The sequence below is a fragment of the Campylobacter concisus genome, assembly GCF_002913715.1.
In the GTDB taxonomy this organism is placed as follows: domain Bacteria; phylum Campylobacterota; class Campylobacteria; order Campylobacterales; family Campylobacteraceae; genus Campylobacter_A; species Campylobacter_A concisus_AG.
The window spans coordinates 61,654-77,180 of record NZ_PPCE01000006.1 but is presented as its reverse complement, the minus strand read 5'-3'; the positions used below and the strand labels follow the sequence as shown (position 1 = coordinate 77,180).

The window sequence follows — 15,527 nt, the reverse complement described above, 5'->3', positions numbered from 1 at the left end:
TTTCGTGAATAGTATTTATCAAAAATTTAGCGTTTTTCATGGGCTTATCTTATCATCTTTTATTTTAATTTTTACTCTTTTTGCATTTAGCGGTTGTGGCTATAAAGATGATCCATTTTATGGAAATGCTCCAGTAAAAGAAAAGAAAACTGACAGGATAAACAAAATCTAGTAAAATTTTCGTATCTAAATAAAAATGTAATGTAAGCTTAATAATTTTAACTAACCTAATTTTTAGGCTCATTTAAGTAATATACCAAGATTTTTTATTCTACAAGGAGAGTATAATGAGGTTTTTTGGACTTCTAGGCTTGTTTTTCGCGATGGCTTTTGGTGCTGATGGAGAAACCGCAGCTATTGACTTAACTACTACATGGGCAGGAATTTTATCGCTTATAATTTTTGTTGTTGGATATTTTTTCATAGCAGCAGAAGAAAATTTCCATATCGACAAAGCAAAACCTGCTATCTTTATCGGTACGTTTATGTTCCTGCTTATCGGCGTTTATATGCTTATAAATGGCATGGATGTGCATTCGCTTGAACATGAGGTAAATCACCTGATTTTAGAGATCGCTCAGATTGTATTTTTCTTGATGGTGGCGATGACTTTTATAGAAGCACTTATAGAAAGAGACGTATTTAATGCACTTAAATATAATCTCGTATCAAAAGGCTATACTTATAGAAAACTATTTTGGCTAACTGGTGTTTTGGCATTTTTCATAAGCCCAGTAGCTGATAACCTAACAACAGCACTTATTCTTTCAACCGTTCTTCTAACGATAGATAGAAATAATACAAATTTCCTAGTGGCTGGCGCGATAAACATCGTCGTTGCAGCAAATGCAGGTGGAGCATGGAGTCCATTTGGCGATATCACTACGCTTATGGTTTGGGCAGCAGGTAAGTCACCATTTCTAGACTTTTTCGCACTTTTCCCAGCATCTATTATTGGCTGGCTTGTAACAGCATTTTTACTTTCTCGCGTGGTACCAAGTACTGCACCGCATTTTGATGTGGCAAACGAGCCAAAAGTGGTTATGAAAAAGGGCGGTAAAGCGGTTATTTTTATAGGTGCATTTACTATCTTTTGTGCAGTTATGATGCATCAGCTTTTCCACTTGCCAGCGATGTGGGGAATGATGTTTGGTTTCTCACTACTTAGTCTTTATACTTACTATTTCAAAAAAGCTCACAAAAATGAAGAGCCAATGCATGTATTTCACTATATGTCAAAGATCGAAAACAACACACTATTTTTCTTCTTTGGAATTTTAGCTGCAGTTGGTGCTCTTCATTTTGCTGGATTTTTAAATTACGCTGTATCACTTTATGATAAATTTGGCTCAACTGCTGTAAATATCGGCGTTGGATTCCTTTCAGCAATCGTTGATAATGTCCCTGTTATGTCAGCTGTTTTGAAAGCAAATCCAGCAATGGGAGCTGATGCAGGCGAGGCAATGAGTCAGTGGCTACTAGTGACACTAACTGCTGGTATCGGCGGTTCGATGATCAGCTTTGGTTCAGCAGCTGGTGTTGGAGTAATGGGTAAATTAAAAGGAATTTATACCTTTGGTGCACATATGAAATACGCTTGGATGGTGGTTCTAGGATATATCGTATCGATCATTGTTTGGTATGTGCAGTTTGAAATTTTTCATATCTATTTTTAAAAGGTTATAAATGAACAATACGATTATAGTTTTGGATTTTGGTTCGCAATACACTCAGCTAATAGCCAGAAGGCTAAGAGAAGAGGGCGTCTATACTGAAATTTTGCCATTTAATGCAAAGCTTAGTGAGATAAAGGCGAAAGAGCCAAAAGGTATCATTTTAAGTGGCGGTCCAGCTAGCGTTTATGCTAAAGATGCTTATTTTTGCGATAACGGCGTCTTTGAGTTAAATATCCCTATACTTGGCGTTTGCTACGGCATGCAGCTACTTGCTCACACACATGGGGCTGAGGTTTTAGCGGCTGATCAAAAAGAGTATGGTAAGGCTGAGCTTAACGTTATTAAAGAGCATGAGCTATTTAAAGATACACCTTCAAAACAAATCGTATGGATGAGTCATAGTGACTATGTAAAGGACTTGCCAGAGGGCTTTGAGGTGATCGCTGTTAGTGAGAATTCGCCTTATTGTGCTTTTGGCGATGATAAACGTAAATTTTATGCGATCCAGTTTCACGCAGAGGTGCAACACAGCGAGTATGGCACGCAAATTTTAAAGAATTTTGCTAAATATATCTGCGGTTGCGAGAGCACATGGAACATGGGAAGCTTTGCTAAAAACAAGATAGAAGAGATAAGAAAAACAGTAGGCACTCACAAGGTGCTTTGTGCAGTTAGCGGTGGCGTGGATAGCTCCGTGACTGCGGCACTTTTAGCGGCTGCTGTGCCTGAAAATTTGATCCTTGTCTTTGTTGATAACGGACTTCTTAGAACAAACGAAAGAGAGCAAGTTGAAGCTACATTTAGAACAAAGCTTGGCGTTGAGCTAGTTAGCATAGACGCGAGCGAGATCTTCCTTGGCCGCTTAGCTGGTGTGATAGATCCTGAGAAAAAACGCAAGATCATAGGTGAGACCTTTATAGAAATTTTTGAGCAAGAGGCCAAAAAGCATGGTGATGTGAAATTTCTAGCTCAAGGCACTCTTTATACTGATATCATCGAAAGCTCAGTAGTTGGCTCAAGTAAGACGATAAAGAGCCACCACAACGTTGGTGGTTTGCCTGATTGGATGACATTTGAGCTAATAGAGCCGCTAAGAGAAATTTTTAAAGATGAGGTTAGAAAGCTAGGTCTTGAGCTTGGGCTAAGCCGTGATTTAGTATTCCGCCATCCTTTCCCAGGACCAGGCCTTGCTATCCGCATAATGGGCGAAGTAAATAAACCAAGCCTTGAGCTACTTCGAAAAGCTGATGTGATCTTACGCGATGAGCTAAAAAGTACTGGCTGGTATAACAAAACTTGGCAGGCGTTCTGCGTACTTTTAAATGTAAATTCTGTTGGCGTTATGGGTGATAACCGCACTTATGAAAACGCTGTTTGTGTGCGTGTGGTCGATGCGAGTGATGGCATGACTGCTAGCTTTTCAAGACTCCCTTATGATTTACTTGAAAATGTAAGCCGACGCATTATAAACGAGGTAAACGGTATAAACCGCGTAGTTTACGATATCTCAAGTAAGCCACCTTCAACTATTGAGTGGGAATAGAGTAAAAAATATTTTTGCTGTAAAATCGTTGAAGATACAATATTGCAACGGTTTACGGAAGCAAAAAGCTCTTTTGATACTAAAAATGAGAAAAAGTAGGTTTAAAAGAGAGTTTTAAATTTAGATAAATTGTTTAGAGAGCCTCCCATTATTTTGCTGGGAGGCTTTTGTGGAAAAAGCGGTTAATAAATTTGAATAGGTTATAGTAATAAAAATTATTTGTATCTGAGCCCACTTTAACATACTAATAATGCAGGATATTCATTTATACCTTACCTAAACAAAAATTTAAATGCTATTAATAAATGCTTAAATGGTGATACATTGTATGGGATTTGTTTTGGTTTGAATTTTTTGAAAGAAGCGTCAACATGAGACACAAAGATACAAGAATAGAATGTGAAGAGTTATGGGCAAAAAATAAATATTTTGTACTAAGCAAATCGCATAAAACATATTTGGAGATAAGGGCGTATTTGAGGGAAAAAGAATTGGATGTTGTATGGCTAAATGAAAAAATACATGAAACAAGAGATATGAAGGAGAGTAAAAAAGATTTTAGTAATGCCGTTCTTCACATATGGGGATATTTCAAAAAAGATGTAAGTACGATTGAAAAACAAGTATTATTTGATATATTAAATGGATATATGGAAGGGGAAAATAGTCAGAAGGTTGTAATTGAATGCATTAATACCTTACTAAAGAAATACCCTAATGAATATTTAGAAAAATCAACTTTGTTAACAGTAGAACAATATGAGACTATGGCATGAAAAACTTATCCACTTATTGCCCAAAAGTCAGCTTCTTGGGCAACATAGGGAATGTTGTGCTCTGAGGGGCAATGGATGGAAAAAGAAACATAAAACTGTAGACTATGTGTTTACATATTCCCCATATCATCTTTTTATTTACCATGTATTGGTTATGGAGGAGATGGAAAAAAGAGGTTACAGTGTTTCTGTGGAATGGAAAGATAAAAATTATAGAGGAAGGACAGCAGAAAAGTACGATAATCTTAAAGAGGAAATTATAGGCAGTCCAATTTACAAAGAGCACAATATTGAATATCTGGCTGATTGCATAGAAAATTTAAGAAATAAAGGTATACATTTAAAAGTATAGAAGTTGTGGAGGAGTAAATCGATACAAAAATAAAAGAAGTTGAAGATAAATTAGAAAAGTAAGCTGTGTCAAGAGAAATATTATATGGCCTTTCAGAATGCTTTGGAATACCCGAAAGCACAGAAGAGTATATTCGTGATTCACGGTAAAAGCCTTTTCTCGCTTGCCATATGAATGATGAGTCGATTGGTTTTGTTGTATAAATGCAACCGGCAAAGATTGTGCAGATATTTTTGTAATTGGCATAGAAAAGAAATTCCATTAAATGGGTGTTGGATCAGTACTTAACGAAGCTTACAAAACTATGGCAAGGAAGCCGGGTTACGCATATTAAAAACAGAAACTAAAAAGATACCGTTATAGAATAAAAGAAACAAATATGATATGGTAATTATTGAGTGGGAATAGGCACCAAATCCATTTTATGAAATTTTCTGTAAATGGAACTTCTTTATACGCATTGGTTTTAATTAGGATATATTTTATCTTTTTATTAACATTGGTCAATGAAATTTAGTTCTTAACCTTTTATAATTTTGCAAAAAAGGATATAAAATGAGTCAAATTTATAGTCTCACCAAAGATACAAATATAGTTGAAAAAAGCGTCGTTAGTAAAAGGCTCTTTCAAAACAAAAATGCAAGCGTCGATATATACGCATTTGACGAGGGTGAGGAGCTAGACCACGAGATGCTTTTTATAGATAGCCTTGCCTTCGTCATTGACGGCGAAGCACAGCTTGAGTATGGCAAAAAGCAGATGAAGCTTGGACGCGATGAAGCCTGCCTTATCGAGGCAAAAACCTGGCGAAAGCTCAAATTTACAAAGAAGACAAAATATTTACTAATAGATTTTAAGGAGAATGTTATGATAGATCATTTACCTAAGGCAGCTATTTTTAGCTTAGTTGATGCAGTGGAATACGAAAAAGGCAAGATAGTTAGCAAGACGCTTGTTAAAAATGAGAATGGCTCGATGTCGCTGCTTAGTTTTGACACAGACCAAGAGCTCTCAACTCACGCAGCTCCAGGCGATGCACTACTTATCGCACTTGATGGCGAGATGAAGCTAACTATTGGTGATGAACATTTTGATATCAAAAAAGGCGATACCATCGTGTTACCAGGCAAAATACCACACGGATTAAAGATAAAAGATAAATTTAAAATGCTCTTAATCGTCACTAAAGACAAAATGTAATACTAAGCCCTATTTTTAGGGCTTCTTCTTTATAATAACAATAGTAAATTTATACTTAATAACCCAAAAAGCAAAGTCATAATATAATCTCTTTTAAAATTTAAAGAAAAACTATGAAAAAAGAAAATTCCAAACTATTTTTGTTGCTATTTTTAGGTGCTCTCTCTGCCTTTGGACCATTTGTTACAGATCTTTATTTGCCAGCACTTCCGGCTATTACCGAGTGGTTTAAAACAAGTGTTACAGCTACGCAATTAACGATCACGACATCAATGGCAGGCTTAGCCATAGGTCAGCTCATAGTTGGTCCAATAAGTGATAAATTTGGCCGAAAACTGCCCCTTACCATCTCGCTCATCGTCTATACGATAAGCACTATTTTTATATTTTTTGCACAAAATATCCAGTTTTTTATCTTTATGCGCATCATCCAAGGGCTTGCAAGTGCCGGCAGCTTAGTTATCTCAAGGGCTGTTGTGAGTGATCTTTATAAGGGTCATGAAATGACTAAATTTTTTAGTCTTATGATGGTTGTAAATGGCCTTGCTCCGATACTCTCGCCAATTGGTGGCAGCTTGCTACTTAAATTTACCGACTGGCGCGGCATCTTTATGGCACTTACTATCATTGGTATTTTGCTTTTTATCGCAAATTTTTATTTCAAAGAGAGCTTAAGTCAGTCAAATCGCTTAAAAATGCCTTTGCTAGTGACTTATAGTGTTTTTGGCAAAATTTTAAGAAAGAAAAAATTTATGCTTTTCGTAAGCATTCAGACATTTGCGATGGGTGCGATGTTTGCCTATATAGCGTCATCTTCGTTTATTTTTCAAGAATTTTATTCTCTAAGTCCAGTAAGCTACAGCTTTTGCTTTGCTTCAAATGGTTTAGGGCTTGTTATAGGAGCTAGGCTTGCTAGTCTTTTAAATGAGAGAAAAGCGCTCAAAACTGGGCTTTTTGGCACCTTGTTTGCTAGCATTTTTATTGCTTTCATGCTTTGTTTTAAATTTGAAGTGATCGGCGTCATTATCGCATTTTTCTTATTACTTCTTTTTACAGGATTTGTCTTGCCGACTGCTTCATCGCTAGCTATGAACGAAGGCAGAGAATACGCAGGTTCAGCCTCAGCGATACTTGGATTTTGCCCATTTTTCTTAGGTGGAGTCGTCTCCCCGCTAGTTGGGCTTGGTGATATATTTTACTCGACTTCTATTGTTGTTTTAGCCTGCACATTACTTGCTTTGATATCTTTTTTAAGGTTAAAAAGAGTTGCGTAAAATTTATCTTATTTCAAATACAAAAACGGCTGATGAGAGCGTTGTAAATTTAAGCGTTAGCAAGATCGAGTTTTTAAAATTTGAACTAAATTTAAGTGAATATGATGTGCTGGTAGCTACTTCTAAAAATGTTTTTAATGCATTAAAATTTAACAATATAAAAGCTATAAATTTGCCAGTCTTTGCCATCGCAAATAGTTGTGCGACAGCCGCAAGAGAGTTTGGATTTAGTGAAATTTATACCGGAAAGAACGCTCACGGAGATGACTTTGCAAGAGAAATTTTGCCACTTTTAAAAGGTAAAAATGTTCTTTATCTAAAGGGTAAAGATAGTGCTTCAAATTTCTTAGAAATTTTACAAGATGGCGGAGTAAACATAAAGGCGATTTTCGCCTATGAAAATGTCTTAAATCCTTGCAAAATGGAGCTAAAGCCACCAAAAAATAGTATCCTGATCTTTGCTTCTCCGCTAAATGTCAAAAATTTTCTTAGTAATTTTGGCTGGGATGAGAGCTATCAAGCGATAAGCATTGGAAAGGTCACTGCAAAAGAGCTAAAATTTACCGAGCCAATAGTAAGCCAAAGTCAAGATATAAACGCCTGTATCGCGCTTGCCAAAACATTACTTTAAGCAAAGAATTTATATAATTTTATTGCCTGAGTGAAGCGAGTCAGCATTTTACGGGGTCCAACACTTTTTTGTTAGCGAAAAGGTATGGATGCCTTGTGATGTGGCTTCGTTTGAGTCTGAAAAGGCGAGAAGTTGCAACCGTTTGGTATCCATCTATTTGCAAGATTGGCTTTGTTTATGGGCCACTCTTCTATGCGACGCCCACTCGGGTTTTTTAAATTTACGGAGATGAAATGAATATTCTCATAATAGGAAGTGGCGGCCGCGAATACGCCATTGCTCTAAAACTAAAAAACGAAAAAAATATAAATTTATACTTTGCGCCAGGAAATGGTGCGACCTCACGCCTTGGTGAGAATTTAAACATAAAAGACTTTCATGAACTTGCAAATTTTGCTAAAAAAAATAGTATCGAGCTAACTATCGTGGGACCTGAAGCGCCTCTTAGCGAAGGTGTGGTAGATATATTTAAAAAAGAGGGATTGCTCATATTTGGACCAAGCAAAGCAGCTGCTAGACTTGAAGCTAGCAAAGCCTATATGAAGGACTTTTTGGCTAGAAATAACATAAAAACCGCAAGATATTTAAATACAGATAATAAAGAAAAAGCATTTAAATTTATTGATACCCTAAGCGCGCCGATGGTCGTAAAGGCAGATGGTCTTTGTGCTGGAAAAGGCGTTATAATCGCAAATTCTAAAGAGGAGGCCAAAGAGGCAGTTAGCGACATGCTAAGTGGAGCTAGCTTTGGCGAGGCTGGTAAATCTGTGGTGGTTGAAGAGTTTTTAGACGGCTTTGAGCTAAGTTTTTTTGCTATTTGCGACGGCGAAAATTTTGTAAGCTTGCCAGTGGCACAAGACCACAAAAGATTACTTGATAATGATGAAGGTCCAAATACTGGCGGCATGGGTGCTTATGCTCCAAGTCCGCTTGCTTCAAAAGAGCTGATAAAAAGGGTTGAAGAAGAGGTTGTAAAGCCAACTTTAAAAGGGATGAAAAACGAGGGCAGTCCGTTTTGTGGAGTGCTTTTTGTGGGACTGATGATCGTGAAAAATGAGCCTTATGTACTTGAGTTTAACGTAAGATTTGGCGATCCTGAGTGCGAGGTATTGATGCCGTTAATTGACGGAAATTTAAGTGAAATTTTACTAAATGCTGCAAAGGGCGAGCTAAAGCCTATTAGCTTAAAAGATGAATTTGCAGTTGGCGTTGTGATGGCCAGTAAGGACTATCCGTATAAAAGTAGTCCAAAAGCTAAAATTTCAGTTTTAAATGATGTAAAAGATGCTCACATCGCTTATGCTGGTGTTAGTGAGCAAGATGGAGAAATTTATGCAGATGGTGGCAGGGTATTAGTCTGTGTGGCCACTGCGAAGAGTATAAAAGAAGCACGTGATAGAGCTTATGAGCTTTGCGAAAATGTAAAATTTGACGGAGCACATTATAGAAAAGATATTGCCTGGCAGGCATTAAAATGAGTATGCAGATAGTTGAAAAACTTGAAAAAGAAGAAATTTCGCTAGCGCCATTTTCAAAAAGAGTGCTAGCTTACTCAATTGATGAATGTATCGTTTCTTTTTTGTTTTTGATCATTTACTGGGATGCCTTTTTGTCGGTTATGAGCTATGATGAAGCTAGAAATTTGACCTTAAATTTCTTTTGGCAAATAGTCGCACTAAAGATTATTTATCATGCATTTTTTGTTTGGTATTATGGCGCGAGTCTTGGGCAAATGCTAACAAAGACGATGTGCATTAATGTAGAAATTTTAGATAGACCAAATTTTATTTCAAGCTTGGTAAGAGCGATTTTTAGGTTGGTTAGTGAAGCTTGTTTTTATCTTGGTTTTGCATGGGCATTTGCAAATCCAGTTAGGCAGACTTGGCAAGACAAAATAGCAAAAACAGTGGTGATAAATGCGTAAAATTTTATTTTTAGTTCCGGTTTGTATTTTAAATCTAAGTGCAGCTGTGCAAGATGTGCAGCTATTAGCTGATGATGTGAAGCAAGATAAAGGCATTGTCACGGCCAATAAAAATGTTGTTGTGTATTCACAAGATTATCTTGTGACAGCTGATTGTGCTGTGTATAATCAAAATAATTCGGTTATCGAGCTTTTTGGAAATGTCAACATGATGAAGGGCAAGAGCGAAGTCTCTCGCTCAAACTATGCAAAGCTAAATTTAAAAAATAATGACACTGCTTTTGAATCGCTTTTTATGATGAATAAAGACATGGAAGTATGGATGAGAAGCGATGAGAGCAGCTCTGACAGTGAGTACTATAGAGTAAAAAAAGCGATGGTTTCAAGCTGTAATGTCCAAGATCCTGACTGGAGCATCACCTCAAGCTCAGCTATGCTAAATAAACAAAGCAAATTTTTACACCTTTTTAACCCAGTCTTTCGTATAGCTAATGTGCCAGTTTTTTACTTACCATATTTTGGTTTTTCAACAGATACCACAAGAAGAACAGGTCTTTTACCGCCTGAACTTGGATACGGAAAATCTGAAGGTTTTTATTACAAGCAGCCGATTTATTTTGCACCTTATAATGAGTGGGACTTCGAGCTTGATCCGCAGATAAGAACAAATAGAGGTGCTGGAATTTATGGTGCGTTTAGATTTACTGAATCGCCTGATTCAAGGGGCGAAATCAGCTTTGGCTCATTTACTGATAAAAACAGCTACCAAGCCAAGCAAAAAGGAGAGACATCAAATAAGGCTGAACTAAAAAATAAAACACATAAAGGCATTGGACTAAAATACGAAAGAGATAAGCTTATAAGATACCTTAGCGAAGCGGATTTGCAAGAGGGAATTTGGATAGATGCAACAAAGCTAAATGATATAGATTATTTAAATTTAAAGGGCAGGGATGATGATTATGATTCGCTTGTAACTTCTAAATTTAACTACTTCATTGCAAATGACGATCATTATTTTGGTGCTTATGCAAAATACTACATAGACACTGAAAAAATTGGCTCAAAAAATGAGAACAAAGACACGCTTCAAGAGCTTCCATCGCTTCAGTATCATAAATTTACAGATGATATTGTCTTGCCAAATATCTTATATTCACTCGATATTCAGTCACATAGATATGATAGAAAAATAGGCGTTAGAGCGACTCAGTATGAATTTACACTTCCAGCTTCAGTGCATGTGCCACTACTTGATGATAGCTTAACGTTTTCATTTTACGAGTATCTTTACGCTTCAAGGATAAACTACGAAAACAAGATAAATTCATTTGATGATAAAAGAGAAGATAAGCATACAAATTTTGTAAATAATTATCACAAATTTGCCCTTCACACTGACCTTGCAAAAGCGTATGAAAGCTTTTATCACACTCTAAATTTTGGAGCCGAATACCTACTACCAGGTTATAGAAAAGGAAATTTAGATGATGAGTTTATCTATGATGAAAATCTAAATGAGTATGAAAATTTCTTGGCTCAAGAGCAGAGTAAGGAAGAAATTTCTGGTTATCTGACTCAGTATTTCTTTAACTCTAATGGTAGAAAGATTATAAAACATAGTATTTCTCAAGGATATTACACAAAAGAAGATGAATATTCGAATTTAAAAAATGCTATCTATCTATATCCATTTGAAAATTTAAGCCTTTATAATAAGCTTGAATATTCACACAAGAGCAAAGAGCTTAAAAAGGTACAAAGCGGATTTTCATACACAAATGATCTATTCTGGCTAAATATGCTTCACACCATGAAGAAAAATGATAGCAAAATAAAAAATAGCGCAACAAAAGATAGCTATTTTACAAGTGGTCTTGGAGTAAAATTACCTCATCAGTATAGTCTTATTGGCGGCTGGCAATATGATATCGAGCGAAGCTACACAAAAAGCTGGAGAGTTGGCGTGCTTCATCAAAGAAAATGCTGGAATTACGGGATAATTTATCAACAAGATGTCGAGCCAACAACAACAATAAATGGCTCAGCATCAACTAGAAAAAATGGTATCTATTTCACGATAAATTTCTATCCAATGGGCGGTTTGCACTATGACTTTTCGCAAAGCAGCACAAAATCGAGTGCCAACTAAATGATAACAGCTAAATTTAAGGATCAATTAGAAGCAGCTAGCAAACTAATTGAAATTTTGCCAAAAAAAGAGCTTGTAGATAAAAAGACGATAGTTGTTTGTATGTCACTTGAGTCAGTTATACTCACAGATGCAGTTTGTAGAAGTTTAAATTTAAGCTACGAGATGCTCTTTAGCGAGCCAATACCTGCACCAAATAATAGCGAATGTGATGTTGCAATAGTTAGCGAGACAGAAGATATAGTATTAAATGATAAACTTATAAAAGCTTTTGGTATAAGCTATGACTATATCTATGGTGAAGCACACAGAAAATATGAAGAAAAAATTTTAAAAAACGTTTATAAATACCGAAAAGGAAATTTGATAGGAGAGCTAAAAGATAAAAATATTTTACTAATCGATGAGGGGTGCGAGACTGGTATGACGGCACTCATTTGCATAAAGACGTTGCTTGATGTGAAGGTAAAATCCATTTCATACGCAACGCCAGTGATTGCTACTGATGTCTTTACAAATTTAAATGATATGGTTGATGAAATTTACACGATAAACAAGATCGTTGATTTTATCGATGTGGATTCGTATTACGAGAAAAAGATCGAAGCTACGAGTGAGCGTATCATGTCAATATTAGAAGAGAGCCCTTATTATTTGCCGTTACAAAAACAACAAGGAGATAAAAATAATGCAATATAGTATAGAAGTCAATAATCAGGTTGAAATTTTTGACCTTAATAAAGTAGCAAAACAAGCTAGCGGAGCGGTACTCTTAAGGGTGAAAAATACCGTAGTTTTAGCAACTGTTGCAAGAGAGGACACGCAAGTTGAGGAGGATTTTTTACCTCTAACAGTGCAATACATTGAAAAAGCTTACGCCGCTGGTAAAATTCCTGGCGGTTACGTTAAGCGCGAGACAAAGCCAGGCGACTTTGAAACGCTAACAGCTCGTATCATCGATAGATCTCTTAGACCACTCTTTCCAAAAGGTTACGCATATCCAACTCAAATAGTGGTAATGGTGCTTTCAGCTGATCCTGAGGTTGATTTGCAAGTTGTAAGTCTAAATGCAGCCTCAGTTGCTCTTTATCTTAGTGATATCCCGGTAAATCGCCCAGTTTGTGGCGTGAGAGTTGGTTATATAGATGAAAAATTTGTGATCAACCCAAGCAACTCTGAACTAAAACAAAGTGCGATCGATCTTTATGTAGCTGGCACAAAAGATGAGCTTTTGATGATCGAGATGAGAAGCTTGCCTCAACAAACTACGCAGCTTATTCCGATGGTCGCTATTGAGCCAATGATAGATCCGAGCTTAAGTGATAGCATGGCTCAAAAACAGCTAATGAATGAATTTAGCGAAGATATGATGGTTGAGGCGATTGATTTTGCTGGTAAGGCGATATTAAGGGCTAGCAGTGCTTACGAAGAAGCTTTCAAAGAGCATAAAAAAGAGGACGCTGCGCTTGAGCTAAAACCTGAGATAGAAAATGAAAATATCGCTATTTACATTGATAAATTTTATAAAGCTGAAGTCAAAAATGCTATCAATCAAATGGCAAAAAGCGAGCGCGCGAGCGAACTTAGCAAGATCGCAAAACAAATTTCAAGCGATGAGGTCGCTCAAAAAGAGGGCTGGGACGAGGCTGTCATCACAAATGTCCTTGGCAAATATAAAAAGAAAATCGTTAGAGAGCAGATCATAAACGAGGGTGTTAGAGCTGATGGACGTGGTCTTGAAGAGGTTAGACCTATTAGCATCGAGACAAATGTGCTTCCAAATGCACATGGCTCATGCCTCTTTACAAGAGGTCAAACTCAGGCGCTAGTTGTTGCTACTCTTGGCACAGATAGCGATGCTCAGATGTATGACATCCTCACTGAAAAAGTACCTTTTGTAGAAAAATTTATGTTTAACTACAATTTCCCAGGCTTTAGCGTAGGTGAGGCAAGCCCATTAAAAGCTCCTGGTAGACGCGAGCTTGGACATGGAAATTTGGCCAAACGTGCCCTTGCGCCAAGCATTGATCTAGCATCACCATACACAATAAGAGTCGTTTCAGAAATTTTAGAGAGCAACGGCTCAAGTTCGATGGCTAGCGTTTGTGGTGGCTCTCTTGCACTTAGGGCAGCTGGCGTAAATACTTTAAAACTTGTCGCAGGTGTCGCTATGGGATTAATATTTGAAGGCGATAAACACGCAGTGCTAACAGATATCATGGGGCTTGAAGATCACGATGGCGATATGGACTTTAAAGTAGCGGGCACAAGCGATGGTATCACAGCGCTTCAGATGGATATTAAGCTTGGTGGCATTAGTTTAGAAGTGCTAAAAGAGGCACTTTATCAAGCAAAACGTGGTAGAGAACATATCTTATCTTTGATGACAGAAGCGGATAAAAATATAGAAATAAATGAAGACGTGCTTCCAAAACTTGAGCTATTTAACGTTGATCCAAGCAAGATCGTAGATATCATCGGTCAAGCTGGCAAGACTATAAAAGAGATCATTGAGAAATTTGAAGTCTCAATCGATCTTGATAGAGAAAAAGGCGAGGTAAAAATCGCAGGTGGAGCAAAGAAAAATGTCGATGCTGCAAAAGACTACATCATCTCTATCACTTCAAAAGACAATGGACGCTCGTTTGGTAAAAAGCCATTTAAACACGACAAAGAGCGTTCAAAACCAAATTTTAATATCGGTGATGAGTTTTTAGGAACCGTAAAGAGTGTTGTTGATTTTGGTGTGTTTATCGAGCTAAAAGATGGCATTGATGGCTTGCTTCATATCTCAAAGATAAAAACCCCATTAAACGTAGGCGATCAGGTAAAAGTGTGTGTGAGCGAGCAAAAAGGAAATAAAATTTCGCTCTCTTTGGTTGAATAAATTTTAAAGGACAGATGATGAAATACAAAAAGTTGCTTTTTCCAATAGGAGCTGGAGATGATATCGAGCCAAGAATTTATGGTGCCCTAAAGGTTGCTCAGTGGTTTAACACACATATGGAAATTATGACTTGCCAGCTTGACCCAAGCGTAGTTTATAATATGAAAATGACGCTTCGTGGAGGAGTACTTTTTGAAGAATTTCTAAAATCAGCTAAATCTGAACTAGCTGTCGAGCATGAAGAGAATGAGAAAATTTTCAATAAAATTTGTGCTGAGCTTGGCATAAAAGTAACTAGTGAAATTATTGAAGATGTTTGCACTGCAAATTTTACGATTCATAGTGGCAAAAGAAGCGCGATAGTGGAGCAAGAGAGTAAATTTTGCGACCTAGTTGTGGCTGCTGTGCCACTTGATGGAAAGATCACTGGTACATTTGAGTCAGCTGTTTTAAAAAGTGGTAAAAATGCGATTGTAATCCCTAGAAAAATGCGTGAGTTTAAAGCTGATAATATCCTTGTTAGCTGGACAGGCACTACTCAAAGCTCAAGGGCATTAACAGGCTCGATCGATCTTTTAAAAAAGGCAAAAAAGGTTCAGTGCATTACCTCAAAAGCAAGCCTTGGCGATAATGCTGAACTAAATCTTAAAAAGCTTGAAGAGTACTTCAAAATTCATGGCATATCAGCCACTTTTGAAGTGATTGCTACTACGATGATACCTGGTGAAGCACTTTTAAAAGCAGCTATTGATAGAAATGCTGATCTAATCGTTGCTAGTAGATATGGTGAAAATGGTCTTATGGAAATGGTGCTTGGTGGCACTTCGAGATTTTTCTTAGAACACACAAATATCCCAGTTTATCTATAATGGATTGCGGCTTAGTCCGCGATCTAATTCTTTTTCACTTTATAGATTTTCAAATTCCTTTCACTCGAAAGAATTGACTACTAAATTTTGGCTTCACTGACCGCTTAGTTCAAATTTTAGAGTCGAAATTACTCGTTCATGAAATTTTAAAATTTACAAGACCTTAATAGCATAGTGCATCAGATGACAGCGCGCTTCGTTCTTAGCCACAGACTGAAAAATATCTAAATTTTAAAGCTCCCA

At 36.9% G+C, this 15,527-nt stretch carries 14 protein-coding genes; all 14 read left to right on the top strand.

The features are described 5' to 3' along the window. The first annotated feature begins 4 nt into the window (after positions 1-4). The 14 genes from CYO92_RS09320 to CYO92_RS03300 all read left to right on the top strand — a co-directional run bounded on the left by CYO92_RS09320 (position 5) and on the right by CYO92_RS03300 (position 15,284). Complete coding sequence (locus tag CYO92_RS09320) at positions 5-172, top strand: hypothetical protein (protein WP_180997835.1); 168 nt, start codon at positions 5-7, stop codon at positions 170-172. Positions 173-287: 115 nt separating this feature from the next. Then, positions 288-1,676, top strand: coding sequence for a sodium:proton antiporter NhaD (gene nhaD / locus CYO92_RS03365; RefSeq protein WP_103588379.1), 1,389 nt, complete (start codon positions 288-290; stop codon positions 1,674-1,676). Positions 1,677-1,686: 10 nt separating this feature from the next. Then, a complete protein-coding gene (guaA, locus tag CYO92_RS03360) occupies positions 1,687-3,219 on the top strand; it encodes a glutamine-hydrolyzing GMP synthase (RefSeq protein ID WP_103588378.1) in 1,533 nt (510 codons plus the stop codon). Positions 3,220-3,590: 371 nt separating this feature from the next. Beyond that, positions 3,591-3,995 carry a YbgA family protein gene (locus tag CYO92_RS03355; RefSeq protein ID WP_103588377.1) on the top strand — a complete coding sequence of 135 codons (405 nt, stop codon included), beginning with the start codon at positions 3,591-3,593 and terminating at the stop codon, positions 3,993-3,995. Then, positions 3,979-4,347 (top strand): TIGR02328 family protein, encoded by a 369-nt coding sequence (locus CYO92_RS03350; RefSeq protein WP_103588376.1) that lies wholly within the window; start codon positions 3,979-3,981, stop codon positions 4,345-4,347. Before CYO92_RS03355 ends, CYO92_RS03350 begins: the two co-directional genes overlap by 17 nt. Positions 4,348-4,902: 555 nt before the next feature. Further along, a complete protein-coding gene (locus tag CYO92_RS03340) occupies positions 4,903-5,547 on the top strand; it encodes a cupin domain-containing protein (RefSeq protein WP_103588375.1) in 645 nt (214 codons plus the stop codon). A 113-nt stretch (positions 5,548-5,660) separates the two neighbouring features. After that, positions 5,661-6,821, top strand: a complete 1,161-nt coding sequence (locus CYO92_RS03335; RefSeq protein WP_103588374.1) for a multidrug effflux MFS transporter — start codon at positions 5,661-5,663, stop codon at positions 6,819-6,821. Next, the gene (locus CYO92_RS03330; RefSeq protein ID WP_103588373.1) at positions 6,814-7,452 is read left to right on the top strand and encodes a uroporphyrinogen-III synthase; all 639 of its coding nucleotides are present in this window, start codon (positions 6,814-6,816) and stop codon (positions 7,450-7,452) included. Before CYO92_RS03335 ends, CYO92_RS03330 begins: the two co-directional genes overlap by 8 nt. 233 nt (positions 7,453-7,685) lie before the next feature. Further along, the gene (gene purD / locus CYO92_RS03325; protein ID WP_103588372.1) at positions 7,686-8,930 is read left to right on the top strand and encodes a phosphoribosylamine--glycine ligase; all 1,245 of its coding nucleotides are present in this window, start codon (positions 7,686-7,688) and stop codon (positions 8,928-8,930) included. Further along, the gene (locus tag CYO92_RS03320) at positions 8,927-9,376 is read left to right on the top strand and encodes an RDD family protein (protein WP_103588371.1); all 450 of its coding nucleotides are present in this window, start codon (positions 8,927-8,929) and stop codon (positions 9,374-9,376) included. Before purD ends, CYO92_RS03320 begins: the two co-directional genes overlap by 4 nt. Beyond that, on the top strand, positions 9,369-11,528 hold the full coding sequence (locus CYO92_RS03315; protein ID WP_103588370.1) for an LPS-assembly protein LptD: 2,160 nt from the start codon (positions 9,369-9,371) through the stop codon (positions 11,526-11,528). The genes CYO92_RS03320 and CYO92_RS03315 overlap by 8 nt, the downstream gene beginning before the upstream one ends. Further along, complete coding sequence (locus CYO92_RS03310) at positions 11,529-12,227, top strand: sodium:proton antiporter (protein WP_103588369.1); 699 nt, start codon at positions 11,529-11,531, stop codon at positions 12,225-12,227. After that, complete coding sequence (locus CYO92_RS03305; protein WP_103588368.1) at positions 12,217-14,415, top strand: polyribonucleotide nucleotidyltransferase; 2,199 nt, start codon at positions 12,217-12,219, stop codon at positions 14,413-14,415. The genes CYO92_RS03310 and CYO92_RS03305 overlap by 11 nt, the downstream gene beginning before the upstream one ends. Positions 14,416-14,432: 17 nt before the next feature. After that, complete coding sequence (locus tag CYO92_RS03300) at positions 14,433-15,284, top strand: universal stress protein (protein WP_021091781.1); 852 nt, start codon at positions 14,433-14,435, stop codon at positions 15,282-15,284. Positions 15,285-15,527: the final 243 nt, after the last annotated feature.

What these genes read in the sequence shown, in the direction of transcription:
- nhaD (WP_103588379.1), top strand. Translation starts at nt 288, where the DNA reads ATGAGGTTTTTTGGACTTCTAGGCTTGTTTTTCGCGATGGCTTTTGGT.
- guaA (WP_103588378.1), top strand. Translation starts at nt 1,687, where the DNA reads ATGAACAATACGATTATAGTTTTGGATTTTGGTTCGCAATACACTCAG.
- CYO92_RS03355 (WP_103588377.1), top strand. Translation starts at nt 3,591, where the DNA reads ATGAGACACAAAGATACAAGAATAGAATGTGAAGAGTTATGGGCAAAA.
- CYO92_RS03350 (WP_103588376.1), top strand. Translation starts at nt 3,979, where the DNA reads ATGAGACTATGGCATGAAAAACTTATCCACTTATTGCCCAAAAGTCAG.
- CYO92_RS03340 (WP_103588375.1), top strand. Translation starts at nt 4,903, where the DNA reads ATGAGTCAAATTTATAGTCTCACCAAAGATACAAATATAGTTGAAAAA.
- CYO92_RS03335 (WP_103588374.1), top strand. Translation starts at nt 5,661, where the DNA reads ATGAAAAAAGAAAATTCCAAACTATTTTTGTTGCTATTTTTAGGTGCT.
- purD (WP_103588372.1), top strand. Translation starts at nt 7,686, where the DNA reads ATGAATATTCTCATAATAGGAAGTGGCGGCCGCGAATACGCCATTGCT.
- CYO92_RS03320 (WP_103588371.1), top strand. Translation starts at nt 8,927, where the DNA reads ATGAGTATGCAGATAGTTGAAAAACTTGAAAAAGAAGAAATTTCGCTA.
- CYO92_RS03315 (WP_103588370.1), top strand. Translation starts at nt 9,369, where the DNA reads ATGCGTAAAATTTTATTTTTAGTTCCGGTTTGTATTTTAAATCTAAGT.
- CYO92_RS03310 (WP_103588369.1), top strand. Translation starts at nt 11,529, where the DNA reads ATGATAACAGCTAAATTTAAGGATCAATTAGAAGCAGCTAGCAAACTA.
- CYO92_RS03305 (WP_103588368.1), top strand. Translation starts at nt 12,217, where the DNA reads ATGCAATATAGTATAGAAGTCAATAATCAGGTTGAAATTTTTGACCTT.
- CYO92_RS03300 (WP_021091781.1), top strand. Translation starts at nt 14,433, where the DNA reads ATGAAATACAAAAAGTTGCTTTTTCCAATAGGAGCTGGAGATGATATC.